This window comes from Kitasatospora sp. NPDC088779, assembly GCF_040685395.1.
Taxonomy (GTDB): Bacteria; Actinomycetota; Actinomycetes; order Streptomycetales; family Streptomycetaceae; genus Kitasatospora.
The window spans coordinates 28502-53885 of record NZ_JBFBHW010000050.1 but is presented as its reverse complement, the minus strand read 5'-3'; the positions used below and the strand labels follow the sequence as shown (position 1 = coordinate 53885).

Below are 25384 nucleotides of genomic sequence, written 5' to 3'. Positions count from 1 at the left end.
GACAGGTGGACGTCATTTGATACAAGCGTGGACAGAAAAGATAGCCCTTGACCATGACATGGCCACGGCGCTATCCTGCGCAACTTCCGATCAGCTGACCATATGTCAACCGTATGTCCGTTAAAGCTTACTGAGAAATCGGACGCACCCGCACCAGCCCGCCGCGAGGCCATCCGCCCTCGTCCACGGGCGCCCCCGGTCCGGCCGGCCGGAACGCGCCGAGCCCCCGGCGCGGACGCCGGGGGCTCGGTAGCTGTGAAGTTGTCTGTTAAATGTTGCTACTTCGTCAGGTCCGGGCCGGACGAGGCGACCGCGGCCGGGGTGTCCGCGACGGCCGACTTCTCCTCACCGCGGAAGGTGAACTTGGCCTCCTTGCCCTCACCCTCGACACCGACGACCACGATGTGGCCGGCCCGCAGCTCGCCGAAGAGGATCTTCTCGGAGAGGTGGTCCTCGATCTCGCGCTGGATGGTGCGGCGCAGCGGCCGGGCGCCCAGGATCGGGTCGTAGCCGCGCTTGGCCAGCAGCTTCTTGGCCTCGACGCTGAGCTCCAGGCCCATGTCCTTGTCCTTGAGGCGGCCGTCCACCTTCTCGATCATCAGGTCGACGATCTGGATGATGTCTTCCTCGGACAGCTGGTGGAACACCACGATGTCGTCGACGCGGTTCAGGAACTCGGGGCGGAAGTGCTGCTTGAGCTCCTCGCCGACCTTCGCCTTCATCCGCTCGTACCCGGTCGTGGAGTCACCCGTGGCCGCGAAGCCCAGGTTGAAGCCCTTGGAGATGTCCCGGGTGCCGAGGTTGGTCGTCATGATGATGACGGTGTTCTTGAAGTCGACCACGCGGCCCTGGGAGTCGGTCAGGCGACCGTCCTCCAGGATCTGCAGCAGCGAGTTGAAGATGTCCGGGTGGGCCTTCTCGACCTCGTCGAAGAGGACGACGGAGAACGGCTTGCGGCGGACCTTCTCGGTCAGCTGGCCGCCCTCCTCGTAGCCCACGTACCCGGGGGGCGAACCGAAGAGCCGGGAGACGGTGTGCTTCTCGGAGAACTCGGACATGTCGAGAGCGATCAGCGCGTCCTCGTCGCCGAAGAGGAACTCGGCGAGCGTCTTGGACAGCTCGGTCTTACCGACGCCGGACGGGCCGGCGAAGATGAACGAGCCGCCGGGGCGCTTCGGGTCCTTGAGGCCCGCACGGGTGCGCCGGATGGCCTGGGAGAGCGCCTTGATGGCGTCCTTCTGGCCGATGACGCGCTTGTGCAGCTCGTCCTCCATGCGCAGCAGCCGCGAGGTCTCCTCCTCGGTCAGCTTGAAGACCGGGATGCCGGTGGCGGTGGCCAGGACCTCGGCGATGAGCTCCTCGTTGACCTCCGCGACGACGTCCATGTCGCCGGCCTTCCACTCCTTCTCGCGCTTGGCCTTGGCCTGAAGGAGCTGCTTCTCGTCGTCGCGCAGGGACGCGGCCTTCTCGAAGTCCTGCGCGTCGATCGCGCTCTCCTTCTCGCGGCGCACGTCGGCGATCTTCTCGTCGAACTCGCGCAGGTCCGGCGGCGCGGTCATCCGGCGGATGCGCATTCGGGAGCCGGCCTCGTCGATCAGGTCGATCGCCTTGTCCGGCAGGAAGCGGTCCGAGATGTAGCGGTCGGCCAGGGTGGCGGCGGCGACCAGCGCGGAGTCCGTGATGGAGACCCGGTGGTGGGCCTCGTAGCGGTCGCGCAGACCCTTGAGGATCTCGATGGTGTGCGGCAGCGACGGCTCGGCGACCTGGATCGGCTGGAAGCGGCGCTCCAGCGCGGCGTCCTTCTCCAGGTGCTTGCGGTACTCGTCCAGGGTGGTCGCACCGATGGTCTGCAGCTCGCCGCGGGCCAGCATCGGCTTGAGGATGCTGGCGGCGTCGATGGCGCCCTCGGCGGCGCCCGCGCCGACCAGGGTGTGCAGCTCGTCGATGAACAGGATGATGTCGCCGCGGGTGCGGATCTCCTTGAGCACCTTCTTCAGGCGCTCCTCGAAGTCACCGCGGTAGCGCGAGCCGGCCACCAGGGCGCCCAGGTCCAGCGTGTAGAGCTGCTTGTCCTTGAGCGTCTCCGGGACCTCGCCCTTGACGATCGCCTGCGCCAGGCCCTCGACCACGGCGGTCTTGCCCACGCCGGGCTCGCCGATCAGGACCGGGTTGTTCTTGGTGCGGCGGGACAGCACCTGCATGACCCGCTCGATCTCCTTCTCGCGCCCGATGACCGGGTCGAGCTTGGCCTCGCGGGCGGCCTGGGTGAGGTTGCGGCCGAACTGGTCCAGGACCAGCGAGGTCGACGGGGTGCCCTCGGCGGGCCCGCCGGCCGTGGCCGACTCCTTGCCGCCGCCGGTCTGGTAGCCGGAGAGCAGCTGGATGACCTGCTGGCGCACCCGGTTGAGGTCGGCGCCCAGCTTGACCAGGACCTGGGCGGCGACGCCCTCGCCCTCGCGGATCAGACCGAGCAGGATGTGCTCGGTGCCGATGTAGTTGTGGCCGAGCTGCAGCGCCTCCCGGAGCGACAGCTCCAGGACCTTCTTCGCCCGCGGGGTGAAGGGAATGTGGCCGGACGGGGCCTGCTGCCCCTGGCCGATGATCTCCTCGACCTGCTGGCGCACGGCCTCAAGGGAAATCCCGAGGCTCTCCAGGGCCTTGGCGGCGACGCCCTCGCCCTCGTGGATCAGACCCAGGAGGATGTGCTCGGTGCCGATGTAGTTGTGGTTGAGCATCCGGGCTTCTTCCTGAGCCAGGACGACAACCCGCCGCGCGCGGTCGGTGAACCTCTCGAACATCGTTTATCGCTCCTCAGAGCGGTCGGGCAGTTCGGGGTCGGTCCCCGCCCTGTCCTTCCGCATGCTAGTCCCGCTCAGCGGCGCGGCCCACGGATTCACTCCCCGGTACGGGAGCGAGATGCTGCGCGACCAGCCGACACCAATCCCAACCTGATGCTGGGAAACGGTGTTCCCACAGGTGGCCCGGATGCACCGGATACCGCTACGCCATCGGCGAACAAGAGCCGCCGGGGCGGAGCCGGGCCGTCTCCGGCCGGTCACGCATACTGCCCCTGGACGGGTCGAAGAACCCGTCCACCTGCATTCATACCCGGTATCGGGGCGCTTCTCGCGCAGTTTCCGCGGTGGCGGTGTTCGCCTGGCGAGAAGTCGCGTCGCGGCGACGGCGGTTCGGCACGGCCGGTGCGGCAGGCACGCCGCCCGGTGGTGCCGGCGTTACCGCTTCGCCCTTACAGCGTTGCACAGCTCGTGATTGTTCCGCCGCCCGAACCCGCGCCCCGGACGCCCCCCGGTACCGGTGGCCCTGCGGCCCCCGGGGTGCGCGCCGCGGGGCGCGGAGGAGAGTCCTCCGCGCCCCGCGCGTGTGTCGTCGGCGCCGTGTGCGGCCGCCGGGGCCCCGCATCCGCTCCGGCGTTCCGGCGGCGCCGGGGTCAGGACGCGTTGGCCTTGTCGTAGGCCTCGCGGACGGTGCTCGGCACCCGGCCGCGGTCGTTGACCTCCATGCCCTGCTCCTTGGCCCACGCGCGGATCTTCGCGGTGTCCGGCGCGCTGCCGGAGGGGCGCGGCGCGGTGCCGCGACCCGGGCGCCGCGGGCCGGCGAGCCGGCCGCTCTGCTTGCGGCCCTTCTCCACGTACGGCGCCAGCAGACCGCGCAGCTTGTCCGCGTTGACGCTCTTCAGGTCGATCTCGTAGGCAACGCCGTCGAGCGCGAACGTCACCGTCTCGTCCGCCGAACCACCGTCGAGATCGTCTTCAAGAATGACCTGCACCCTCTGTGCCACGGGCTTCCCTTTCCGCTAAACGACCCATTGCCTAAGGAAAGGAAAGCGCCTTTCTCCGGAAAACACAAACCCTTGACCGGCGCGGAGCCGCTCAGAGGTGCAGCAGCATGCGCGAGTTGCCCAGTGTGTTGGGCTTCACCCGCTCCAGGTCAAGGAACTCCGCGACACCTTCATCGTACGAGCGGAGAAGTTCTTCATAGACATCCGTAGCGATCGCCGCCGGGTCTGTCGTACCATCATCGGTTTCCTGAAGCTCTCCGATCTCGACGAAACCGTGTTTCGCGAAGAACGGAACCTCGAACGTCAAGCAGAAAATCCGACGGACGCCGAGCCAGCGCGCGGTCTGCAGCAGCTTCTCCAGCAGCAGATGTCCGACCCCGAAGCCCCGGCAGGACGGATCGACGGCGAGCGTGCGGACCTCGGCCAGGTCCTCCCACATCACGTGCAGGGCGCCGCAGGCCACCACCGCACCGGTGTCGTCGCGTTCGGCGACCCAGAACTCCTGGACGGATTCGAACAGTGTGACTGTGGGCTTGTCGAGCAGAATGCCGTCGCGCGAGTAGGCGTCGATGAGCCCGCGTACGGTCCGCACGTCCGTGGTCCGCGCACGGCGGATGGTGACCTCCATGGCCGGGACGTTATCGTGTCGCGCCCGGCGGGGTCTCCCCGGTATCCGGTCCCGGCTCCGCGGATTCGGCGGGGGGCGGATCCGGCGGGAACAGAGCGGTGACCCGCAAGGCGTCCCGCAGCGCCTCGCGCTGCCCGGGCGACATCAGGCCGAAGAAGTGCACCAGGGCCGCGGCCGGATTGTCACTGGTGGCCCACGCGTCGTTCATCAGCGCCGCGGTGTACGCCTCGCGGGACGAGACCGGTTCATATCGATAGGCCCGGCCGACCCGCTCGCGGCGCAGCCAGCCCTTTCTGTGGAGCTTGTCCAGGACGGTCATCACCGTGGTGTACGCGATTTCGCGTTCCGACTGCAGATCCAGGAGAACCTCGCGAACCGTCACCGGCCGGTTCCACTGCCACACCCGGGTCATGATGGCGTTCTCAAGTTCACCGAGTTGCCGGACCATAGTGCGGCCAGGATAGGGAGTGAATGGGGCAAATCTTGTGAAGTGCGCCAAACCGGCGCGCCGCCACCCCCGGAATCGGGAATGGCGGCGCGCCGGTGGTTCGGCGGCTGACGGTGTCAGTCGCGGGTTCGCTCGCGGGTCAGTCGAGGTCTTCCTTGGCCTTCTGGGCTCCGCCCTGGCTGCGGATGATGGCCCGCACCAGGAATCCGAAGCCGATCGCCATGACCAGCGGCGGCACGATCGCGCTGACGTAGTCCATCAGTCACTCCTCCTCGGTCTTCTCCGCCGTCGCGGCGGAAGCCTTCGCCTCCGGCTTCACCAACGGGAAGAGCACGGTCTCCCGGATGTTCTTGCCGGTCAGCAGCATGATCAGGCGGTCCACCCCGAGGCCGAGGCCGCCGGTCGGCGGCATCGCGTACTCCAGGGCCCGCAGGAAGTCCTCGTCGATCTGCATCGCCTCGACGTCGCCGCCGGCCGCCAGCAGGGACTGCGCGGTCAGGCGGGCGCGCTGCTCGACCGGGTCGACCAGCTCGGAGTAGGCGGTGCCGATCTCGGTACCGAAGATCACCAGGTCCCACTTCTCGGCCACGCCCGGCACCGAGCGGTGCTGGCGGGTCAGCGGGGAGACCTCGGTCGGGTAGTCCTTGATGAAGGTCGGCCGGACGGCGTTCTCCTCCAGCAGGCGCTCGACCATCTCCAGCACGATCTGACCGTGGCCCCAGTCCTTGTCGAACGGGATGCCGTGGTCGAAGGCCAGCTTGCGCAGCTCCTCGACGCCGGTCTCCGGGGTGACCTCGACGCCCAGGCGGGCGGAGATGCCCGGGTAGACGGAGACCTCCTCCCACGGCTCGGCCAGGTCGATCTCGTGCTCCACGCCGTGCGCGTCCAGGCCCTTGATCACCGTGGTGCCCAGCGCGTCCCGGGCCGCGTTGACGATCGTCTCGCGGATCAGCTCGGCCTGGGTGTCGTAGTCGCCGTACGCCTCGTACGACTCCAGCGAGGTGAACTCCGGGTTGTGGGTGGAGTCCGCGCCCTCGTTGCGGAAGTTGCGGTTGATCTCGAAGACCTTCTCGGCGCCGCCGACCACCAGCCGCTTGAGGTACAGCTCGGGGGCGATGCGCATGTAGAGGTCGATGTCGTACGCGTTGATGTGCGTCTTGAACGGGCGGGCGTTGGCGCCGCCGTGCACCGGCTGCAGCATCGGGGTCTCGACCTCGATGTAGCCGCGGTCCTCGTAGGTGCGGCGGATCGAGCGGACCACCTTGCTGCGCAGGTGCAGGATCTCGCGGGCCTCGGGGTTGACGATCAGGTCGACGTACCGCTGGCGGACCCGGGCCTCCGGGTCGGTCAGGCCCTTGTGCTTGTCCGGCAGCGGGCGCAGGCACTTGGCGGTGAGCTCCCAGCGGTCCACCATCACGGACAGCTCGCCGCGCTTGGAGGTGATCACCTCGCCCTCGACGCCGACCTGGTCGCCCAGGTCGATGTCCGTCTTCCAGGCCGCCAGCCGCTCCGCTCCCAGCTTGTCCAGGGAGAACATCACCTGGAGGTCGCCGGTGCCGTCGCGCAGCGTGGCGAAGCAGAGCTTGCCGCCGGTGCGGGAGAGGATCACCCGGCCGGTGACGCCGGCCCGCTCACCGGTCGCGGTGTCGGGTTCCAGGTCCGGATGCTTGGCGCGCAGGTCCGCGATGGTGCTGGTGCGGGGGAAGCCGACCGGGTAGGGGTCGACACCGGCCGCCCGGAGCCGGTCCAGCTTCTCGCGCCGGACGCGCATCTGCTCGGGAAGGTCGTCGGTCGCGGGGATGGGGCTCTGATCGCTCACCCCACAAGGGTAGCCAGCCACACACCGTGCTCCGCCACGGGATAACGCAGGAGGGGGGCCGCGTCGGCGGTCCCCCTCCTCGGGTGCGGGCGGCTCAGCCGGTGCCGGTGGCGAGTTCGATCTCGTCCGGGTCCGGCGCGGCCGGGGGCGCGGGGTGGGCGGGGGGCTTGGGGCGGCGCCCGAAGAGTTCGGCCGGGGTGGGCATCCGGTGCGGGCGGGGCGGGTTCTGGGGGGCGGTGGGCCGCTCGGCGGGGGAGTCGGTGCTGCTCATCGTGATCCGTCCTCCAACAGGGGTGGGGAGACTGCTCGGGGGTGCGGCGGGGCTCGGTACGACGACGAGGTGGCGGGGCTGCCCGGTGGTGAGGGCGAGCCGCTCGCGGACGGCGGCCTCGGCCAGCGCGTGGCAGCGGCCGGCCAGCCGGGAGCGGCGGGCGCGTTCGCCGTGGCCGCACGGCTGGCGGGTCAGCCCGCGCAGCGCGGTGAGGTCCTCCGGGCCGGGCAGGTAGCCGTCGGTCACGGCTTCCTCCAGGCGTTCCAGGTAGCCGGGGGCGCTGCCGGGCAGGGCCGCCCGGTAGCGCCCGAGGTCGGCGAGCAGGAAGGCGCGCAGCCGGCCGCCCTCCTGGACGGCCTCGTCGATCGCCTCGGTCAGACGCAGCGCGTCCTGGACGTCCTCCGCCCACAGCTCGGCGCCCGGGCCGGCGAACACCGGACGGTCGGGGAGCTGGAGGTGGACGGGGACGGCGGGGTGCAGGGCTTGGGCGAGGGCGCGGCGCAGCACGCGGACTTCGTCGGCGCTGAAGGCCATGCCGCCGCGCGATCCGTGTGGCGTAGGCATGGGCTGACACTACGTGAGGAATATCCGATTTGTCGGTAGCGTCGCGCCGACGCCCCACGTTCGGCCCGGCGGAATCGGCCGCGGGAGTGGGGGAGGACGCGCGTCGGCGCCCCCCGGACGGACCGGGGGCGCCGACGGGGGGCCCCGGGGGCCGGTCAGGCCGGGCGGTTGCGCTCGAAGACCAGGCGCAGGCCGATCAGGGTGAGCCAGGGCTCGTGGACGTCGATGGTGGAGGCCTCGCCGAGGACCAGGGGGGCCAGGCCGCCGGTGGCGATCACCTGGACGTCGTCCGGGTCCTTGGACAGCTCCTTGGCCATCCGGTCGACCAGGCCGTCGACCTGGCCCGCGAAGCCGTACAGGATGCCGGACTGCATGCCCTCGACGGTGTTCTTGCCGATCACGTTGCGGGGCCGGGCCAACTCGATCTTGCGCAGCTGGGCGCCGCGGACACCGAGCGCCTCCACCGAGATCTCGATGCCGGGGGCGATCGCGCCGCCCACGTAGTCGCCGCGGGCGTTGACGGCGTCGAAGGTGGTGGCGGTGCCGAAGTCGACCACGATGCACGGGCCGCCGTACAGGTGGTTGGCGGCCAGGGCGTTGACGATCCGGTCGGCGCCGACCTCCTTGGGGTTGTCCATCAGGACGTGCACCCCGGTCTTCACGCCGGGCTCCACGATCACCGCGGGGACGTCGCCGTAGTAGCGGCGGGTCACCTCACGGAGCTCGTGGAGCACGGCGGGAACGGACGAGCAGATCGCCAGGCCCTCCACCGTGGCCTCCCGGACCGCGGTGTGGTTGCCCATCAACCCCTGTAGCAGCACTGCCAGTTCATCGGCCGTGCGGCGCGAATCGGTCGAGATCCGCCAATGTTCCACCACGTCCTCGCCGTCGAACAGGCCGAGCGTGGTCTGGGTGTTGCCGACGTCGATGGTGAGGAGCATGGGGCGCTTTCTGCGAGTCGGGACGAGAGGTCAGGCGCGCAGGTCGAGGCCGATGTCCAGGATCGGCGAGGAGTGGGTGAGCGCGCCCACTGCCAGGTAGTCGACACCAGTCTGGGCGACCTCGCGCGCGGTGGCCAGGGTCAGGCCGCCGGAGGCCTCCAGCTTCGCCCGGCCGGCCACCAGCTCGACGGCCTCCTTCAGCTGCGGGACGGTGAAGTTGTCCAGCAGGATCAGGTCGGCCCCGGCCGCCAGTACCGGCGGGATCTGCTCCAGGGTGTCGACCTCGATCTCGACCGGCAGGTCGGGGTAGGCGGCCTTGACGGCCCGGAAGGCCTCGGCGACGCCGCCGGCCGCGACCACGTGGTTGTCCTTGACCAGGGCGGCGTCGGACAGGGCCATCCGGTGGTTGGCGCCGCCGCCGCAGCGCACCGCGAACTTCTCCAGCGCGCGCAGGCCCGGGGTGGTCTTGCGGGTGTCCCGGACGACGGCGCCGGTGCCCTCCAGGGCGTCGGCCCAGGCGCGGGTCGCGGTGGCGATGCCGGACAGGTGGCAGAGCAGGTTGAGCGCGCTGCGCTCGGCGGTGAGCAGGTCGCGGGTGCGGGAGCGGACCGACAGCAGGACCTGGCCGGCCTCGACCCGGTCGCCGTCCTGGACGTGCCGCTCGACCTCGAACTCCTCCTCGCAGATCAGCGAGACGACCGCCTCGGCGATCCGCAGGCCGGCCACCACGCCGGCCTGGCGGGCGGTGAAGTCGGCGGTGGCGACGGCCTCGGCGGGCACGGTGGCCACCGAGGTGACGTCCTCGCCGCCGGCCAGGTCCTCGGCCAGTGCCAGGGTGGCGATGTCCTCGACCTCGATCGGGTCCAGTCCGGCCTGCTCCAGCAGCTCGGCCAGCTGCGGGTCCAGGCCGGTCTCGTAGCCCTCGCCGTCCCCGCAGGCGCAGCCGTCGCCGCAGCCGCCCTGGGCGTCGGCCAGGGGGAGTTCCTCGTGGGAGTGGGTCATGGTTCTACTGCTCCTCAGGGGTGCTGACGGGGCCGCCGGAGGCGGTGAGGGTGGTGATCAGGTGGCGCCGCCAGTGGGCGTCGTCGCGCTCGGGGAAGTCCTCGCGCCAGTGGCAGCCGCGGGTCTCCTCGCGCTGCGCGGCGGCCGCGACCAGCGCGGTGGCGACCAGCAGCAGGTTGGCGGCCTCCCAGGTCTCCACCCGCGGGTCGGCGGGCTTCTCCTCGGCGACGTGCGCGTGGGCCTGCTCGGTGAGCAGGGCCAGCCCGGCGGCGGTGCCGGCCATCGTGGCGGCCGAGCGCAGCACGCCCGCGCCGCGCGACATCAGCCGCTGGATCTCGGCGCGCGACTCGGGGGCGGGCAGCGGCACCGGCCGTGCGGCGCGGGCGGCGGCGACGTCCACGGCGCGCTCGGGCAGTGCGCCGCGGCGGTGCCGGTCGGCGAGGTCGGCGGCGATCCGCTCGGCGAAGACCAGGCCCTCCAGCAGCGAGTTGGAGGCCAGCCGGTTGGCGCCGTGCACCCCGGTGCAGGCGACCTCGCCGCAGGCGTACAGGCCGGGGACGCTGGTGCGGCCGTGCCGGTCGGTGCGGATGCCGCCGGAGGCGTAGTGCGCGGCCGGGGCGACCGGGATCGGCTCGGTGACCGGGTCGATGCCGTGCGCGCGGCAGGAGGCGAAGATGGTCGGGAAGCGCTGCTGCCACATCTCGGCGCCGAAGTGCCGCCCGTCCAGGTACATGTGCTCGGCGCCCTGCTCCTGCATGCGCCGGGTGATCGCCTTGGCGACGATGTCGCGCGGGGCCAGTTCGGCCAGCTCGTGCTGCCCGAGCATGAAGCGGGTGCCGTGCGCGTCCACCAGGTGGGCGCCCTCGCCGCGGACCGCCTCGGAGACCAGCGGCTGCTGGCCCTCGGCCTCCGGGCCGAGCCAGAGCACGGTCGGGTGGAACTGGACGAACTCCAGGTCGGTGACGGCGGCGCCGGCCCGCAGGGCGAGCGCCACGCCGTCACCGGTGGAGACCGCCGGGTTGGTGGTGGCGGAGAAGACCTGGCCCATGCCGCCGGTGGCGAGGACCACCGCGCGGGCCCGGACGGCGCCGACGCCGTCGCGCTGGCCCTCGCCCATCACGTGCAGGGTGAGGCCGGCGGCGTGCCCGTCGGCGTCGGTGAGCAGGTCGAGGACGAGGGCGTGCTCGATCAGCTCGACGCCGGGGTCGTTGCGGACGGCTTCCACCAGGGCGCGCGATATCTCGGCGCCGGTGGCGTCCCCGCCGGCGTGCGCGATCCGGCGGCGGTGGTGGCCGCCCTCGCGGGTGAGCAGGATCTCGCCGTCGGCGCCGCGGTCGAAGGCGGCGCCGACGGCGATCAGCCGGCGGACGGCGTCCGGGCCCTCGGTGACCAGGGTGCGCACGGCCTCCTCGTCACAGATCCCGGCGCCGGCCACCAGGGTGTCGTCCAGGTGCTGCTCGGGGGTGTCGCCCTCGCCCAGGGCGGCTGCGATGCCGCCCTGGGCCCAGCGGGTGGAGCCGTCGTCCAGCATCGCCTTGGTGACCACCATGGTCCGCAGGCCGGCCTTGCGGGCGTTGAGGGCGACGGTGAGGCCGGCCACCCCGGAGCCGACCACGACCACGTCGGTGGTGGCGGTCCAGCCGGGGGCCGGGGCGGTGAGGCGGTGCGTGGCGGACATGGCGTCAGTGGCTCCTTCAGCGCGCGGCGGTCGGGGCCGCGCCGTTGCCGTCACCGTACGCCTCGTCGCCGCGGAGCAGTCCGGTGCCCTCCGGGGCCTCGGCGGGGTCGCCGCCCAGGCCGGTGATCCGGTTCCGCTCGTCCACGAAGACGATGCTCGGTTCGTAGCCCTTGGCCTCGGCCGTGTCCATCTGCCCGTAGGCGATGAGTATGACCAGGTCGCCGGGGTGGACCAGGCGAGCGGCGGCGCCGTTGATGCCGATCACGCCGGAGCCGCGCGGGCCGGCGATGGTGTAGGTCTCCAGCCGGGCCCCGTTGTCGATGTCGACGATGTGGACCAGCTCGCCGGGGAGCAGGTCGGCGGCGTCGAGCAGGTCCTCGTCCACCGTGACGGAGCCGACGTAGTGCAGGTCGGCCTGGGTCACGGTGGCCCGGTGGATCTTGGACTTGAGCATGGTGCGGAGCATTGCGGGTCACGCCTCCTGTGAGTGCATGCCTGAAAGGGGAGCTCTTGCCGAACGGTTCCGTGCCGGGTGGCCGGTTGCCTAGCGGCAGATGACGTGGACGTTGTCGATCAGGCGGGTGGAACCCACCTTCGCGGCGACGGCCAGCACCGCCGCGCCCTGGAAGTCGTCCGCCGCTTCGCTGAAGTCGTGCGGGTCGATCAGGGCGAGGTAGTCGAGGGTGATGCCTTCGGCCGCGTCCAGGACGGCCGAGGCGGCCTCGCGGACGGCCTTCGGGCCCTGGGCGGCGGCGTCCCGGCCGGCGAACAGCGCCTTGGAGAGGGCGAGGGCCTGCTCGCGCTCGTCGGTGGAGAGGTAGCGGTTGCGCGAGGAGCGCGCCAGCCCGTCCTCCTCGCGGGCGGTCGGCACCCCGACCACCTCGACGTCGAAGTCCAGGTCGGCGACCATCCGCTGGATGATCGCGAGCTGCTGCGCGTCCTTCTCGCCGAAGAACGCGAAGTCCGGGTCGGTGATGTGCAGCAGCTTGGCGACGACGGTCAGCACGCCGTCGAAGTGGCCGGGGCGGGTGGCGCCCTCGAAGCGCTCGCCCATCGGGCCGGCCGACAGGCGCACCTGCGGCCGGCCGTTCGGGTACACCTCGTCGACGGAGGGCGCGAACACCACGTCGGCGCCGTTCTCCTCGGCCAGCTTCACGTCCTCGTCCAGGCTGCGCGGGTAGCGCTCCAGGTCCTCGGCCGGGCCGAACTGCAGCGGGTTGACGAAGACCGTCACCGCCACCCGGCCCTCCTGGCCGACCTGCTTGCGGGCGGCCCGGATCAGCGCGGCGTGGCCCTCGTGCAGCGCGCCCATGGTCATCACGACGGCGTTGTCGACCGGGCGCTCGTCCGGCCAGAACGCGGCCTCGAAGTCGTCCACGGTGCGGGTGACGACGGCCCGGTGGACCTTCGGCGCCCGCTGGGTCCTGACCGGCTGCTTTCCGCGTGCCATTAGCGATTCTCCTCGTTCAGTACGTCCAGCAGCGCCGCCGCCGACGCTTCGTCGATCGTCCCGTTGGCGAGCGCCCGCTGCGCGGTGGCGCGGGCCATCGCCCGGTAGGCCGCCGGGATGTCCGGGGACACCGTACTGAGCTGCGCCAGGTGGCGCCGCACGGTGCCCGCGTCGCCCCGGGCGACCGGGCCGGTGAGGGCCGCGTCGCCGGAGCGCAGGCTGTTGTCCAGGGCGGCGCCGAGCAGCGGGCCGAGCAGCCGGCCGGGCTCGGCGACGCCGGCCGTGCGCAGCAGGTCCATCGCCTGCGCGACCAGGGTGACCAGGTGGTTCGCGCCGTGCGCGAGGGCCGTGTGGTAGAGCGGGCGGACCTGCTCCGGCACCCACTCCGGCTCGCCGCCCATCTCCACCACCAGCGCCTCGGCGACCGGCCGCAGCTCCTCGGGGGCGGTCACCCCGAACGGGCAGCCGGCCAGCCGGTCCAGGTCGACGGAGGTGCCGGTGAAGGTCATCGCCGGGTGCAGCGCCAGCGGCAGTGCCCCGGCCAGGGTGGCGGGCTCCAGGATGCCGACGCCGTGCGCGCCGGAGGTGTGCACCAGCAGCTGCCCGGGGCGGACGGCGCCGGTCGCGACGAGGCCGGCCACCAGGTCGGCCAGCGTGTCGTCCGGCACGGTGAGCAGCACCAGGTCGGCGGCGGCCAGCACCTGCGGCGGGGTGACGATCCGCACCCCCGGCAGCAGCGCCTCGGCGCGGCGGCGGGAGGTGGCGGACACCCCGGAGGCGGCGACCACGGTGTGCCCGGCGAGTTGCAGGGCGGCGCCCAGCGCCGGGCCGACCCGGCCGGTGCCGACCACGCCGACGGCCAGCCGGGCCGGGCGGTTGCCGGGGTCGGTCGGGTCGTCGGCGTAGCCCGGGTAGCTCGGGTCGTTCAGGTGGCTCGGATCGCCGAAGCCGTCGGCGAGCGGGGCGAACCCGCCGTCGGCGGCGTGGTCGGCACTGTCGGACGTGTTCACGGCCCGGCCCTCGTCCTTAGCTCCTCGTTCCGGTCCTCTTCGGGTACCGGACGTACCGGCCCATTCTACGGGCGCTCAGCCGGTCCTCCACGGGGTGCTCCACGGGATGCCCGGGGATGCCCGGGGATGCCCGGGGGCGCTCAGTCCGTCGCCCCGGCCCGGATCAGCCCGGCCTCGTAGGCGAGCACCACGGCCTGGACCCGGTCGCGCAGGCCGAGCTTGGCGAGGATCCGGCCGACGTGGGTCTTCACGGTGGCTTCGGAGAGCACCAGCCGGGCCGCGATCTCGCCGTTCGACAGCCCCTGGGCGACCAGCAGGAACACCTCCCGCTCCCGCTCGGTCAGCGGCCCGAGGGCGTCCGCGCCGGGCGCGCTCTGCGGAGTCGGCAGCACCTCGGCGAAGCGGTCGATCATGCGGCGGGTGGTGGTCGGCGCGACCACCGCGTCCCCGCCGTGCACGGCGCGGATCGCGGCCACCAGCTCGGTCGGCGGGACGTCCTTGAGCAGGAAGCCGCTGGCGCCGGCCTTGAGCGCGGCGAAGGCGTACTCGTCCAGGTCGAAGGTGGTCAGGATGAGCACGTGCGGGGCGTTGGGCACGGGGCTGCCGTCCTCGGCCAGGCAGATCCGGCGGGTGGTCTGCACCCCGTCCAGGCGCGGCATCCGCACGTCCATCAGGATCACGTCCACCTCGGTGTGCCGCAGCTGCTCCAGGGCCCGGGCGCCGTCGCCGGCCTCGGCGACGATCTCGATGTCGCCCTGCGACTGCAGGATCATCCGGAAACCGGTGCGCAGCAGTTCCTGGTCGTCGACCAGCATCACGCGGATGGTCAAGGTGGCTCCTTCAGGGGGCGTCGGGGGGACCGGGGGGTTAGTGGGCCGCCTTGAGCGGCAGGATGGCGCGGATCCGGAAGCCGCCGCCGGGGCGGGGGCCCACGTCGAGGCTGCCGCTGACCATGCCGACCCGCTCGCGCATGCCGATCAGGCCGTGGCCGAGGCCGTCCGTGCCGCCGGTGGCCAGTTGCTCGTCGGTGCTGCCGCGGCCGTCGTCCTCGACGAGGACGGCCAGCTCGCGCTCGCCGAAGTCGACCGCGACCCGGGCGTGCACGTCGGGGCCGCCGTGCTTGCGGACGTTGGTCAGCGCCTCCTGGACGATCCGGTAGACCGTCAGCTCGACGCCGCGCGGCAGCTCGCGCGGATGCCCGGAGGTCGCGTAGTCCACCTGAAGCCCGGCCGTGCGGACCTGCTCCAGCAGCTCCGGCAGTTCCTCGACGCCCGGCTGCGGCACGTACTCCTCGGCGGTGTCGGCGGTGCGCAGCACGCCCAGCAGGCGGCGCATCTCGACCAGCGCCTGCCGGCCGGTGGACGCGATCGTGCCGAGCGCCTCCTTCGCCTGCTGCGGCGAGTTGTCGAGCACGTACGCGGCGCCGTCGGCCTGGACGATCATCACCGAGACGTTGTGCGCGACCACGTCGTGCAGCTCGCGGGCGATCCGGGCGCGCTCGGCGGCCACCGCCACCTTGGACTGGGCGTCCCGCTCGCGCTCCAGCCGGGCGGCACGGTCCTCCAGCTCGGTCAGGTAGGCCCGGCGCACCCTGGTCAGCCGCCCCCACGCCCAGCACAGGATGAACGGGGTGCTCATCAGCAGCGTGATCAGCGCCGCCTCGCCGAAGGAGTACGGGCGGGTGTGGAAGTCCCCGGCGCCGTTGGAGACCGTCTTCAGCGGGTGGAGCTGCCAGAACACCAGGGGCCCGGCGGCCAGCCCGGCGACCAGCGCCAGCCGGGACGTCCACTTCTGGCCGAAGGCGGCGCCGGTGTACGCGAACACCAGGTAGGCGATGGAGGAGGCGGCCGGGAGGACGTCGGCGGCCACCTGGCCGAGGCCCAGGCCGGTGGCGGCGGCCACGGTGACGTCGGGGAAGCGTCGGCGGAAGACCATGAGCGCGGGCAGCAGCACCGCGATCAGGATCTGTGCGTCGAAGCGCCAGCCGTCGCTGGAACTGTCGTTCGGCAGCAGGCTGGCGAAGAGCACCATCGCAGCCCAGGCGGCGTCGACCACCACGGGGTGACGGCGGAGCCAGGCGTTGAGTCGATGCACGTCTCCAGCCTAGGCAGTCACCTGGCGTGTTCAGGTCCGCCGGTAGGGCGATCCGTCCTACTCCGTAGGTCGGAGACGCACCGTACCGGTGGGGAGGGCGCGCCCGGCTCCGGGTAGCGTCCCGCGCTATGACTTGGATGCGGTGGGCGCCCGCCATGGAGCAGGCCCTGTACGACCCGGACGGCGGCTTCTACCGCAGGCCGGAGGGCCCCGCCGGGCACTTCCGCACCTCGGTGCACGCCTCGCCGAGGTTCGCCCGCGCGGTGGCCCGGCTGCTACTGGAGGTTGACGCCGCCCTGGGCCGTCCGGAGGAGCTGGCCCTCGTCGACGTCGGGGCCGGACGCGGCGAACTGCTCACCGGGGTGCTGGCCGAACTGCCCGGCGAGGTGCTGGCGCGGCTGCGCCCGTACGGCGTGGAGATCGCGCGGCGCCCGGCGGGCCTGCCGTCCACAGCCCTGTGGACGGACGAGGTGCCGCGCGGCCTCACCGGGCTGCTGTTCGCCAACGAATGGCTGGACAACGTGCCGCTGGACGTCGGCGAGGTCGACGAGGACGGGGTGCTGCGCTACTGGGAGGTGGACACCGCGACCGGCGGGGAACGGCTCGGCGGGCCCGCCTCGGCGGCCGACGCGGCCTGGGCCGAGCGCTGGTGGCCGGTCGGGCACCCCGGGGACTTCGTGGAGTTCGGCGGCCCCCGGGACGCCGCCTGGGCGCGGGCCGTCGCCGGGCTGGAGCGCGGCCTGGCCGTCGCCGTCGACTACGGGCACACCGCCGACCGGCGCCCGCTGTTCGGCACCCTCACCGGCTTCCGGGGCGGCCGCGAGGTGTCGCCGGTGCCGGACGGCTCCTGCGACGTCACCGCGCACGTCGCCCTGGACTCCGCGGCGGCGCCCGGCCTCCACAGCCTGTGGACAACCCAGCGGGACGCCCTGCGCGCCCTCGGCGTGAGCGGCGCCCGGCCGCCGCTCGCGCTCGCCTCCACCGACCCGGCCGGCTACCTGCGGGCGCTCGGCGGGGCCGGCGAGGGCGCCGAACTGACCGACCCGGCCGGGCTCGGCGCCTTCGGCTGGCTCGCCCAGGCCGTCCGCATGCCGGTACCGGAGGCCCTGGCCGCCCTGCCGGGGTGGCAGACTCTGACCTCATGAGGGAGACCACGGTCGGCATCGGGGCGGGAGCCGAGAACTTCACCGGCGAGGCGGGCACCACCGACATGGTGCTCAACATCGGCCCGCAGCACCCCGCCACGCACGGCGTGCTGCGACTGCGGCTGGTGCTCGACGGCGAGCGGATCATCACCGCCGAGCCGGTGATCGGATACATGCACCGGGGCGCGGAGAAGCTGTTCGAGGCCCGCGACTACCGGCAGATCATCATGCTGGCCAACCGGCACGACTGGCTCTCCGCCTTCGGCAACGAGCTCGGCGTCGTCCTCGGCGTCGAGCGGATGCTCGGCATGGAGGTGCCCGAGCGGGCGGTGTGGATCCGCACCCTGCTCGCCGAACTCAACCGGGTGCTCAACCACCTGATGTTCCTCGGCTCCTACCCGCTGGAACTCGGCGGCATCACCCCGATCTTCCACGCCTTCACCGCCCGCGAGGACCTCCAGCACGTCCTGGAGGAGGCCTCCGGCGGGCGCATGCACTACATGTTCAACCGGGTCGGCGGCCTCAAGGAGGACATCCCGGCCGGCTGGCTCGGCCGCGTCCGCACCGCCGTCGCCACCGTCCGCTCCCAGCTGCCGGTCTTCGAGGACCTCGTCCTCGGCAACGAGATCTTCCGTGCCCGCACCGCCGGCGTCGGCGCCCTCACCCGGGCCCAGGCCGAGGCGTACGGCGTCAGCGGGCCGATCGCCCGCGCCAGCGGCCTCGATTTCGACCTGCGCCGCGACGAGCCCTACCTCGCGTACGGCTCCGACGAACTGCGGCAGGTGCTCACCGTGGTCACCCGCGAGGAGGGCGACTGCCTGGCCCGGTTCGAGTGCCTGCTGGAGCAGACCCTCAACTCGCTGGACCTCGCCGACGCCTGCCTCGACAAGATCGCCACCCTGCCGCCCGGCCCGGTCAACCAGCGGCTGCCCAAGGTGCTCAAGGCCCCCGAGGGCAGCACCTACTCCTGGACCGAGAACCCGCTCGGCATCAACGGCTACTACCTGGTCTCGCGCGGCGACAAGACGCCGTGGCGGCTCAAGCTGCGCTCGGCGTCCTTCAACAACGTCCAGGCGCTGACCGAGCTGCTGCCCGGGACGCTGGTCGCGGACATGGTGGCGATCCTCGGGTCGATGTTCTTCGTCGTCGGGGACATCGACAAGTAGGGCCCGGCCCTTCGCGGGCCGGGCCCGCGCGGGCCCGGTGCTTCCCGGGCTCAGCCCTTCTTCGGCCGCTTGGCCGGGTCGGCCGGGTGCGGGGCCACCTTGCGGTCGCCCTTGGTGGCGATCCGCTCCGCGCACAGGCCGGCCAGCACGTCGTACGCCGCCCTGCCCATCAGCTCGGTCAGCTCGGGGCGGTAGCTGACGTACACCGGGTCCGGCCCCTGGTGCGCCGCCGGGCTGCCCGTGCACCACCAGTGCAGGTCGTGGCCGCCCGGGCCCCAGCCGCGGCGGTCGTACTCGCCGATCGAGACCTGGAGGTAGCGGGTGTCGTCCGGCCGGTCGATCCAGTCGTAGGTGCGGCGGACCGGCAGCTGCCAGCAGACGTCCGGCTTCGTCTCCAGCGGCTCCCGGCCCTCCTTGAGCGCCAGCGCGTGCAGCGCGCAGCCGGCGCCGCCCGCGAAGCCGGGGCTGTTCACGAAGATGCAGGCCCCGTTCACCCGGCGGGTCTGGCGGTCGCCGTCCTCGTCGAGCATGGTGACGCCGCCGTCGGACGTGATCCGGCCCGCGGCGTCGGTGCCGTGCGCGAAGTTCTCCCACAGCTCGGGCGTCAGCCGCTTCGCGTGGCCGAGGACGCGCTTCTCGTCGTCCTCGTCCGAGTAGTGCGCGCCCAGCGTGCAGCAGCCGTCCGACTCGCCGCGGCCCTCGCGGATGCCGTGGCAGCCCTGGCCGAAGACGCAACCCCAGCGGGAGGTCAGCCAGGTGAGGTCGCAGCGGAACACCTGCTCCTCGTCGTCGGGGTCGGCGAACTCGACCCAGGCGCGCGGGAAGTCGAGCGGGACCTCGTCACGGGGGATCCCGCCGAGCGGGGCCTCGCCGCGCAGGGTCGGCATCGCCAGGTCGACGGGGGCGGGGGAGGCCTTGGACTTCTTCTTGGACGTTTCTGCTGGTGCCACCCGGCAAGGGTAGAGCCTTCGGGGCGGCCTGCCCGGACCCGTCCGGGTGATCCGGGGTGCGCCGCGGCGCCGGTGGCGGCCGGCCGACCGCAGGCTGGAGGGAACCGGGCGGCACTGTCGGGTTGTCAGATCAGTTTGATGATCTCGCGTTGACCCGTATTGGATGCCCTGGAACACCCCGGATCACCACTGGAGCACCGAGCCGTGACCGCCTCGCCCCGCGCCGCCCAGACGGCCGTCCTCGCCGCCCTCGCGGTCCTGGCCGCCGGGTGCGCCTCCGCGCCCGCGCTGCGGGCCCGGTCGGCCGCCGCCGCTCCGCTGTGCGACGCCCCGGTGGTGATCGGCCACCGGGGCGCCCCGCGCAACGCCCCCGAGAACACCATGGCCTCCTTCGAGACCGCCCTCGACCAGGGCGCCGACTGGCTGGAGACCGACGTCCAGACCACCAGGGACGGCGTCCCGGTGCTGATGCACGACCCCACGGTGGACCGCACCACCAACGGCAAGGGCGCCATCGCCGACCTGACCGCCGCCCAGATCGCCGCCCTGCGGGTGACCGTCGGCCCCGGCCCCACCGAGCCCGTCCCCACCCTCCAGGAACTGCTCAAGCGCCTCTCCGACAGCAACGCCACCCTGCTGATGGAGATCAAGTGGCAGCGCGCCGAGGACGTCACCCGGATCGCCCGGATCGCCGCAGCCAGCGGTGCCCGGGTCGTCCTCTACTCGTTCTCGGCGGAGCACCTGCGCCAGGCCCACGCCGCCGCGCCCGCCCTGCCGGTCGTGCTGATCCAGGGCTCCGCCATCGCCGAGGACCCGGGTGACCTGCCGCTGCGCGGCATCGCCCTGGACGCGGCGCTGGCCAGCGCCTCCCGGATCGCCGCCGAGCGCAAGGCGGGCCGCGAGGTGTACGTCTGGACGCTCGACGACGAGGAGTCCTGGCAGCTGATGTCGGCCCGGGACGCCGACGGCCTGATCACCGACACCCCGGGCCGGGCCCGCCGCTGGGTGGACACCAACTGCCGCCCCGAGCGCCGGGCCGGACCGCGCGGCCACTGACGCGTCCGGTCGCCGGAGGCGGGGTACGGCCGGGACCGGTGTGAAGACGGTCGAGACCGGTTTCGCCCGGGGCCGGATCGCGTAGCGTGGAGAGTTATGCGACTCGGTGTACTCGACGTAGGTTCCAACACCGTCCACTTCCTCGTGGTGGACGCCCATCCGGGTGCCGCCCCGCTGCCCGCGTACTCGCACAAGGCCGAACTGCGGCTGGCCGAACTGCTCGACGGCGACGGCGCGATAAGCGAGGCAGGCGTCGAGCGGCTGGTCGGCCACATCGCCTCGTCGCTGCGGGTCGCGGAGGACAAGGGCGTCGTCGACATCCTGCCGTTCGCCACCTCCGCCGTCCGGGAGGCCGCCAACGGCGAGGAGGTGCTGCGCCGGGTCGCCACGGAGACCGGGGTGGAGCTGCGGGTGCTGTCCGGGCAGGACGAGGCCCGGCTCACGTTCCTGGCCGTCCGGCGCTGGTTCGGCTGGTCCTCGGGCCGACTGCTCAACCTGGACATCGGCGGCGGCTCGCTGGAGATCGCCTGCGGCCTGGACGAGCAGCCCGACGTCGCCTGCTCGCTGCCGCTGGGCGCCGGCCGGCTCACCGCCCGCTGGCTGCCCGGCGACGTCGCCGACCCGGACGGGCTGCGCGGGCTGAGACGCCACATCCGGGCCGAGATGGCCACCGTCGCGGGCGAGGTCGCCCGGCTCGGCGCGCCGCAGCACGCCGTCGCCACCTCCAAGACCTTCAAGCAGCTGGCCCGGATGACCGGCGCCGCCCCCGCCGACGCCGGCCCGTACGCCGACCGTCGGCTCACCCGCAGCGGGCTGTCCGCCTGGCTGCCGCGACTGTCCTCGATGACCGTCGAGGAGCGGGCGCGGATCCCCGGCGTCTCCGAGGGCCGCGCCAAGCAGTTGCTGGCCGGGGCGCTGGTCGCGGACGCCGCGATGGACCTGTTCGGCCTCGACGAGCTGGACGTCTGCCCGTGGGCGCTGCGCGAGGGCATCATCCTGCGCCGCCTGGACGCCATGGACGGCTCCGCCGACCGCCGCCGCCCGGCCCTCACCCCGTAGGGCCCCCGCGCCGCAGGGCTCCACACCGTCGGCCCCATGGCCCGTCCGGCGGCTCCCGCCGGGGCCGGCCGGGGATCCGGTCCCGTTCGGAGCGCGGTCCGCTTACGCTGTCTCCCGTGGCGCAACCAGCGGGCGAGGACGGAACGCGGGAGGGCCGCGCTCCCGGGGACGGGCAGCCGCGGCCGGACGGCCCGCGCCGCAAACTCGGCAAGGCCGTCAAGGGCGCCACCGGGGCGCAGGCCGCGAAGGCCGTCGAGGCGGCCCGGCGCACCGGGCGCAAGAGCGCCGCGCGCAAGGCCACCGAGAAGCCGTCCGCGCCCGAGGCGAAGCAGCCCGCGGGAGGCGCGTCCGAGGCGAAGACGCCCGCCGGGACGAAGTCTGTCGGGACGAAGTCCGAAGTGAGCAAGCCCGCCGGGACGAAGCCCGCGGGGACGAAGCCCGAAGCGAGGAAGTCCGGAACGCGGAAGGCCGCCGCGACCGCCGCCCCCCGGGAGACCCGCACCGCCCGGGCCGCCGGCGCCGCCAAGGCCGCCGTCCAGTCTGTGCGCTCGGTCAAGGCCGCCCGCCGCGACGCCGCCCGCCCGCCGCTGCTGCGCACCACCGACCGGCTGGTGCTGCCCTCGCACCCGGCCCTGCACATTCCCGACACCAAGGTGGTCCTGTCCACCGCGTCGGTGTACCCGGCGGGCACCGCCGTCGCCTTCGAGCTGGCCGCCAAGCTCGGCTACGACGGGGTCGAGGTGATGGTCTGGAACGACCCGGTCAGCCAGGACATCGAGGCCCTGCGCCGTCTCTCCGACGCCCACCAACTGCCGATCCTGGCCGTGCACGCGCCGTGCCTGCTGATCACCCAGCGGGTGTGGACCACCGACCCGTGGACCAAGCTGGTCCGGGCCCGGGCGGCGGCCGAGAAGCTCGGTGCGAGCGCCGTCGTGGTCCACCCGCCGTTCCGCTGGCAGCGCCAGTACGCCCGGGACTTCGTGACGGGCATCAACCGGATGGCGGGCGAGACCGACGTCCGCTTCGCGGTGGAGAACATGTACCCGTGGCGCTACCGCGACCGCGAGGTGCTGGCCTACGCCCCGGGCTGGGACGTCACCGACGAGGAGTACCGGCACTTCACCATCGACCTCTCGCACGTCGCCACCTCCCGGATCGACGCGTTCGCCATGGTCGAGCGGATGGGCGACCGGCTCGCCCACATCCACCTCGCCGACGGCAGCGGCTCCGGCAAGGACGAGCACCTGATCCCGGGCCGCGGCAAGCAGCCCTGCGCCGAACTGCTGGAGCACCTGGCCCGTACCGGTTTCGACGGCCACGTGGTGCTGGAGGTCAACACCCGCCGCTCCGCGTCCCCCGCCGAACGCGAGGCCGACCTGGCCGAGGCGCTCGCCTTCACCCGCTTGCACCTGGCCACCCCCTCGCGCGTACGCTGAGGAGCCGCGCCCGGCTGGGTGCGAACTTCCTTGCGTAAGGGGAGAGATGACGGATCAACAGGACTTCCGGGAGATCGCCGAGAGCTTCGGCGGGGTCGCCGCCGAGTACGACCGGGCCCGCCCCGGCTACCCGGACGGGCTGTTCGAGGCGCTGGAGCGGTTGTCCGGTCGCAGCCTCAAGGGGGCCCGGGTGCTGGACGTCGGCGCCGGCACCGGCATCGCCACCCGGCTGCTGGCCGCGCGCGGCGCCGACGTCGTCGCGGTGGAGCCCAACGCGGGCATGGCCGCCCAGTTCCTGGCCTCCTCGGCGGGCCTGCCGCTGGTCAGGGCCGGCGGTGACGAACTGCCGTTCCACGACGACTCCGCGGATCTGATCAGCTACGCCCAGTCCTTCCACTGGACCCGCACCGAACGGGCCATCCCCGAGGCGATCCGGGTGCTGCGGCCCGGCGGCGCCCTCGCCGTCTGGTGGAACGTGCACGACGAGACCGTGCCCTGGGTCCGGGCCCGGGTGGAGCGGCTGAGCGCCGCGCTGCCCAACTACCACGGCTACGGCCGGATCGCCGAGTTCACCGCCCTGCTGGCCCCGGCCGGGCTGAGGGTCGAACGCGCGGTGCTGCGCTGGGAGCGGCGGATCACCGTCGACCACGTGCTCGACGACCTGGTCTCCCGCTCGTTCATGGCCGCGCTCTCCCCCGCCGAGCGCGAACCGGTGCTGGCCGTCGAGCGGCAGGCGATGATCGCCGAGTTCCCGGACGGCCGGGTGGTCGAGCCCTACGTCCTGGAACTGGCGGTGGGGATCACCCCGGCCTGACCTGCACCTCGGCCTGACCCGCGCCCGGACGGCCCGCCCGCGTGACCGCATCGCGGACGGACCGTCCGCCGCCTGGACGGCGGGCGTAGGCTCGGTAGCCACAGCGGCCCCCGCATCCTCCTACCGGCGGGGCGCCGGCGAGAGCCCCGAAGGAGTGGAGCACAGTGCCCGAGCTGAAGTCCCGTACGGTCACCCACGGTCGCAACATGGCAGGCGCCCGGGCGCTTCTCCGGGCCGCCGGCGTAGCCCGCGAGGACTTCGGCAAGCCGATCATCGCGGTCGCCAACTCCTTCACCGAGTTCGTCCCGGGCCACACCCACCTCCAGCCGGTCGGCCGGATCGTCTCCGAGGCGATCAAGCAGGCGGGCGGCATCCCGCGCGAGTTCAACACCATCGCCGTGGACGACGGCATCGCGATGGGCCACGGCGGCATGCTCTACTCGCTGCCCTCGCGCGACCTGATCGCCGACTCGGTCGAGTACATGGTCAACGCGCACTGCGCCGACGCGCTGATCTGCATCTCCAACTGCGACAAGATCACCCCGGGCATGCTGATGGCCGCGCTGCGCCTGAACATCCCGACCGTCTTCGTCTCCGGCGGCCCGATGGAGGCCGGCAAGGCCACCCTCGTCGACGGCACCGTGCGCAGGCTCGACCTGATCGACGCGATCTCCCAGGCGGCCAACGAGAACGTCTCCGACGAGGACATCGCGATCATCGAGGAGAACGCCTGCCCCACCTGCGGCTCGTGCTCCGGCATGTTCACCGCCAACTCGATGAACTGCCTCACCGAGGCCATCGGCCTCTCGCTGCCCGGCAACGGCTCCGTCCTCGCCACCCACACCGCCCGCAAGGCCCTGTACGAGCGGGCCGGGCGGACGGTCGTCGAGATCGCCGACCGCCACTACGGCCAGGACGACGCCTCGGTGCTGCCCCGCGCGATCGCCACCCGCGCCGCCTTCGAGAACGCCATGGCCCTGGACATCGCCATGGGCGGCTCGACCAACACCATCCTGCACCTGCTCGCCGCCGCCCAGGAGGCCGAGCTGGACTTCGACCTGCGGGCCATCGACGCCGTCTCCCGCCGGGTCCCCTGCCTGTCCAAGGTCGCGCCCAACGGCTCGTACTACATGGAGGACGTGCACCGGGCCGGCGGCATCCCCGCCATCCTCGGCGAGCTGTACCGCGGCGGAATGCTCAACGAGGACGTCCACACCGTCCACTCCGACTCGCTCGCCGAGTGGCTCAAGACCTGGGACGTGCGCGGCGGTTCGCCCTCCGCCGAGGCCGTCGAACTGTGGCACGCCGCCCCCGGCTGCGTCCGCTCCGCCGAGGCCTTCTCCCAGTCGGAGCGCTGGGAGTCGCTGGACACCGACGCCGCCGGGGGCTGCATCCGCAGCGTCGAGCACGCCTACTCGATCGAGGGCGGCCTCGCCGTCCTGCACGGCAACCTCGCCGAGGACGGCTGCATCGTGAAGACCGCCGGCGTCGACGAGTCGATCTGGACCTTCAGCGGCCCGGCCGTGGTCGTCGAGTCCCAGGACGACGCCGTCGAGGCGATCCTCGCCAAGCGGGTCAAGGAGGGCGACGTCGTCGTCATCCGCTACGAGGGCCCCAAGGGCGGCCCGGGCATGCAGGAGATGCTCTACCCGACGTCCTTCCTCAAGGGCCGCGGCCTCGGCAAGGCCTGCGCGCTGGTCACCGACGGCCGCTTCTCCGGCGGCACCTCCGGCCTGTCCATCGGCCACGCCTCCCCGGAGGCCGCCTCCGGCGGCACCATCGCCCTGGTCGAGGACGGCGACACCATCGCCATCGACATCCCGGGCCGGAGCATCTCCCTGGAGGTGCCCGACGAGGTCCTGGCCGAGCGCCGCCGCGCCCTGGAGGCCGCGGGCGGCTACCGCCCGAAGAACCGCGACCGCCAGGTCAGCCAGGCCCTGCGCGCGTACGCCGCGATGGCCACCTCCGCCGACAAGGGCGCCGTCCGCGACGTCACCAAGCTCGGCTGAGTCCCGCAGCACCGCAGGAGCCGTCCCGCAGGCCGGGGCGGCTCC

General features: G+C 72.7%; 21 protein-coding genes and 1 pseudogene. 7 read left to right on the top strand and 15 right to left on the bottom strand.

The window, feature by feature from the left end; translation table 11 throughout:
• Positions 1-278 precede the first annotated feature (278 nt).
• The 14 genes and pseudogenes from AB0P03_RS32845 to AB0P03_RS32780 all read right to left on the bottom strand — a co-directional run bounded on the left by AB0P03_RS32845 (position 279) and on the right by AB0P03_RS32780 (position 15704).
• On the bottom strand, positions 279-2798 hold the full coding sequence (locus AB0P03_RS32845) for an ATP-dependent Clp protease ATP-binding subunit (RefSeq protein WP_350878400.1): 2520 nt from the start codon (positions 2796-2798) through the stop codon (positions 279-281).
• A 650-nt stretch (positions 2799-3448) separates the two neighbouring features.
• Positions 3449-3799: an Lsr2 family protein gene (locus AB0P03_RS32840; RefSeq protein WP_350878401.1), complete on the bottom strand. Its 351-nt coding sequence runs from the start codon at positions 3797-3799 to the stop codon at positions 3449-3451.
• 91 nt (positions 3800-3890) lie between these two features.
• Entirely contained in the window at positions 3891-4427 is a 537-nt protein-coding gene (locus tag AB0P03_RS32835; protein WP_350878402.1) for an amino-acid N-acetyltransferase, read from the bottom strand.
• A gap of 10 nt (positions 4428-4437) precedes the next feature.
• Positions 4438-4875, bottom strand: a complete 438-nt coding sequence (locus AB0P03_RS32830) for a BlaI/MecI/CopY family transcriptional regulator (protein WP_363589010.1) — start codon at positions 4873-4875, stop codon at positions 4438-4440.
• A gap of 262 nt (positions 4876-5137) precedes the next feature.
• Positions 5138-6673, bottom strand: a pseudogene (gene lysX / locus AB0P03_RS32825) (bifunctional lysylphosphatidylglycerol synthetase/lysine--tRNA ligase LysX); the annotation flags it as partial.
• A 115-nt stretch (positions 6674-6788) separates the two neighbouring features.
• A complete protein-coding gene (locus AB0P03_RS32820; protein ID WP_363589008.1) occupies positions 6789-7529 on the bottom strand; it encodes a hypothetical protein in 741 nt (246 codons plus the stop codon).
• Between the two features lie 155 nt (positions 7530-7684).
• Positions 7685-8470 carry a type III pantothenate kinase gene (locus AB0P03_RS32815; RefSeq protein ID WP_363589006.1) on the bottom strand — a complete coding sequence of 262 codons (786 nt, stop codon included), beginning with the start codon at positions 8468-8470 and terminating at the stop codon, positions 7685-7687.
• A gap of 30 nt (positions 8471-8500) precedes the next feature.
• A complete protein-coding gene (nadC, locus tag AB0P03_RS32810) occupies positions 8501-9472 on the bottom strand; it encodes a carboxylating nicotinate-nucleotide diphosphorylase (protein ID WP_063348830.1) in 972 nt (323 codons plus the stop codon).
• Positions 9473-9476: 4 nt separating this feature from the next.
• Positions 9477-11150 carry an L-aspartate oxidase gene (locus tag AB0P03_RS32805; protein WP_363617793.1) on the bottom strand — a complete coding sequence of 558 codons (1674 nt, stop codon included), beginning with the start codon at positions 11148-11150 and terminating at the stop codon, positions 9477-9479.
• A gap of 16 nt (positions 11151-11166) precedes the next feature.
• Entirely contained in the window at positions 11167-11616 is a 450-nt protein-coding gene (gene panD / locus AB0P03_RS32800) for an aspartate 1-decarboxylase (protein ID WP_350878411.1), read from the bottom strand.
• Positions 11617-11694: 78 nt separating this feature from the next.
• Positions 11695-12600, bottom strand: coding sequence for a pantoate--beta-alanine ligase (panC, locus tag AB0P03_RS32795; protein ID WP_363587740.1), 906 nt, complete (start codon positions 12598-12600; stop codon positions 11695-11697).
• Positions 12600-13529: a DUF2520 domain-containing protein gene (locus tag AB0P03_RS32790; protein ID WP_363587795.1), complete on the bottom strand. Its 930-nt coding sequence runs from the start codon at positions 13527-13529 to the stop codon at positions 12600-12602. Before AB0P03_RS32790 ends, panC begins: the two co-directional genes overlap by 1 nt.
• Before the next feature lie 221 nt (positions 13530-13750).
• Complete coding sequence (locus tag AB0P03_RS32785) at positions 13751-14440, bottom strand: response regulator transcription factor (protein WP_350878413.1); 690 nt, start codon at positions 14438-14440, stop codon at positions 13751-13753.
• Positions 14441-14477: 37 nt separating this feature from the next.
• The gene (locus AB0P03_RS32780; protein ID WP_363587743.1) at positions 14478-15704 is read right to left on the bottom strand and encodes a sensor histidine kinase; all 1227 of its coding nucleotides are present in this window, start codon (positions 15702-15704) and stop codon (positions 14478-14480) included.
• 128 nt (positions 15705-15832) lie between these two features.
• On the opposite strand from AB0P03_RS32780, the gene AB0P03_RS32775 reads away from it, so the two are divergent.
• Both AB0P03_RS32775 and AB0P03_RS32770 read left to right on the top strand, forming a co-directional pair.
• Positions 15833-16849: an SAM-dependent methyltransferase gene (locus AB0P03_RS32775; RefSeq protein ID WP_363587745.1), complete on the top strand. Its 1017-nt coding sequence runs from the start codon at positions 15833-15835 to the stop codon at positions 16847-16849.
• Positions 16846-18015, top strand: a complete 1170-nt coding sequence (locus tag AB0P03_RS32770; protein ID WP_363587747.1) for an NADH-quinone oxidoreductase subunit D — start codon at positions 16846-16848, stop codon at positions 18013-18015. Before AB0P03_RS32775 ends, AB0P03_RS32770 begins: the two co-directional genes overlap by 4 nt.
• A gap of 50 nt (positions 18016-18065) precedes the next feature.
• Here the strand turns inward: AB0P03_RS32770 and AB0P03_RS32765 are convergent, their stop codons facing one another.
• The gene (locus AB0P03_RS32765) at positions 18066-18902 is read right to left on the bottom strand and encodes a hypothetical protein (protein WP_363632237.1); all 837 of its coding nucleotides are present in this window, start codon (positions 18900-18902) and stop codon (positions 18066-18068) included.
• A gap of 267 nt (positions 18903-19169) precedes the next feature.
• Between AB0P03_RS32765 and AB0P03_RS32760 the strand changes: the two genes are divergently transcribed.
• The 5 genes from AB0P03_RS32760 (at position 19170) to ilvD (ending at position 25339) form a co-directional block, all read left to right on the top strand.
• Positions 19170-20021: a glycerophosphodiester phosphodiesterase gene (locus AB0P03_RS32760; RefSeq protein WP_363587749.1), complete on the top strand. Its 852-nt coding sequence runs from the start codon at positions 19170-19172 to the stop codon at positions 20019-20021.
• Positions 20022-20117: 96 nt separating this feature from the next.
• Positions 20118-21080 carry a Ppx/GppA phosphatase family protein gene (locus AB0P03_RS32755; protein ID WP_363587751.1) on the top strand — a complete coding sequence of 321 codons (963 nt, stop codon included), beginning with the start codon at positions 20118-20120 and terminating at the stop codon, positions 21078-21080.
• A gap of 608 nt (positions 21081-21688) precedes the next feature.
• Positions 21689-22516: a sugar phosphate isomerase/epimerase gene (locus tag AB0P03_RS32750; protein WP_363587799.1), complete on the top strand. Its 828-nt coding sequence runs from the start codon at positions 21689-21691 to the stop codon at positions 22514-22516.
• A gap of 46 nt (positions 22517-22562) precedes the next feature.
• Positions 22563-23330 (top strand): class I SAM-dependent methyltransferase, encoded by a 768-nt coding sequence (locus AB0P03_RS32745; RefSeq protein WP_363632231.1) that lies wholly within the window; start codon positions 22563-22565, stop codon positions 23328-23330.
• Between the two features lie 164 nt (positions 23331-23494).
• Positions 23495-25339 carry a dihydroxy-acid dehydratase gene (ilvD, locus tag AB0P03_RS32740; protein ID WP_363632229.1) on the top strand — a complete coding sequence of 615 codons (1845 nt, stop codon included), beginning with the start codon at positions 23495-23497 and terminating at the stop codon, positions 25337-25339.
• The last annotated feature ends 45 nt before the right edge of the window (positions 25340-25384 follow it).

Coding starts and splice junctions, on each gene's coding strand:
- AB0P03_RS32845 (WP_350878400.1), bottom strand. CDS start 2,798: ATGTTCGAGAGGTTCACCGACCGCGCGCGGCGGGTTGTCGTCCTGGCT.
- AB0P03_RS32835 (WP_350878402.1), bottom strand. CDS start 4,427: ATGGAGGTCACCATCCGCCGTGCGCGGACCACGGACGTGCGGACCGTA.
- AB0P03_RS32830 (WP_363589010.1), bottom strand. CDS start 4,875: ATGGTCCGGCAACTCGGTGAACTTGAGAACGCCATCATGACCCGGGTG.
- AB0P03_RS32820 (WP_363589008.1), bottom strand. CDS start 7,529: ATGCCTACGCCACACGGATCGCGCGGCGGCATGGCCTTCAGCGCCGAC.
- AB0P03_RS32815 (WP_363589006.1), bottom strand. CDS start 8,470: ATGCTCCTCACCATCGACGTCGGCAACACCCAGACCACGCTCGGCCTG.
- nadC (WP_063348830.1), bottom strand. CDS start 9,472: ATGACCCACTCCCACGAGGAACTCCCCCTGGCCGACGCCCAGGGCGGC.
- AB0P03_RS32805 (WP_363617793.1), bottom strand. CDS start 11,150: ATGTCCGCCACGCACCGCCTCACCGCCCCGGCCCCCGGCTGGACCGCC.
- panD (WP_350878411.1), bottom strand. CDS start 11,616: ATGCTCCGCACCATGCTCAAGTCCAAGATCCACCGGGCCACCGTGACC.
- panC (WP_363587740.1), bottom strand. CDS start 12,600: ATGGCACGCGGAAAGCAGCCGGTCAGGACCCAGCGGGCGCCGAAGGTC.
- AB0P03_RS32775 (WP_363587745.1), top strand. CDS start 15,833: ATGACTTGGATGCGGTGGGCGCCCGCCATGGAGCAGGCCCTGTACGAC.
- AB0P03_RS32770 (WP_363587747.1), top strand. CDS start 16,846: ATGAGGGAGACCACGGTCGGCATCGGGGCGGGAGCCGAGAACTTCACC.
- AB0P03_RS32765 (WP_363632237.1), bottom strand. CDS start 18,902: ATGCCGACCCTGCGCGGCGAGGCCCCGCTCGGCGGGATCCCCCGTGAC.
- AB0P03_RS32755 (WP_363587751.1), top strand. CDS start 20,118: ATGCGACTCGGTGTACTCGACGTAGGTTCCAACACCGTCCACTTCCTC.
- AB0P03_RS32745 (WP_363632231.1), top strand. CDS start 22,563: ATGACGGATCAACAGGACTTCCGGGAGATCGCCGAGAGCTTCGGCGGG.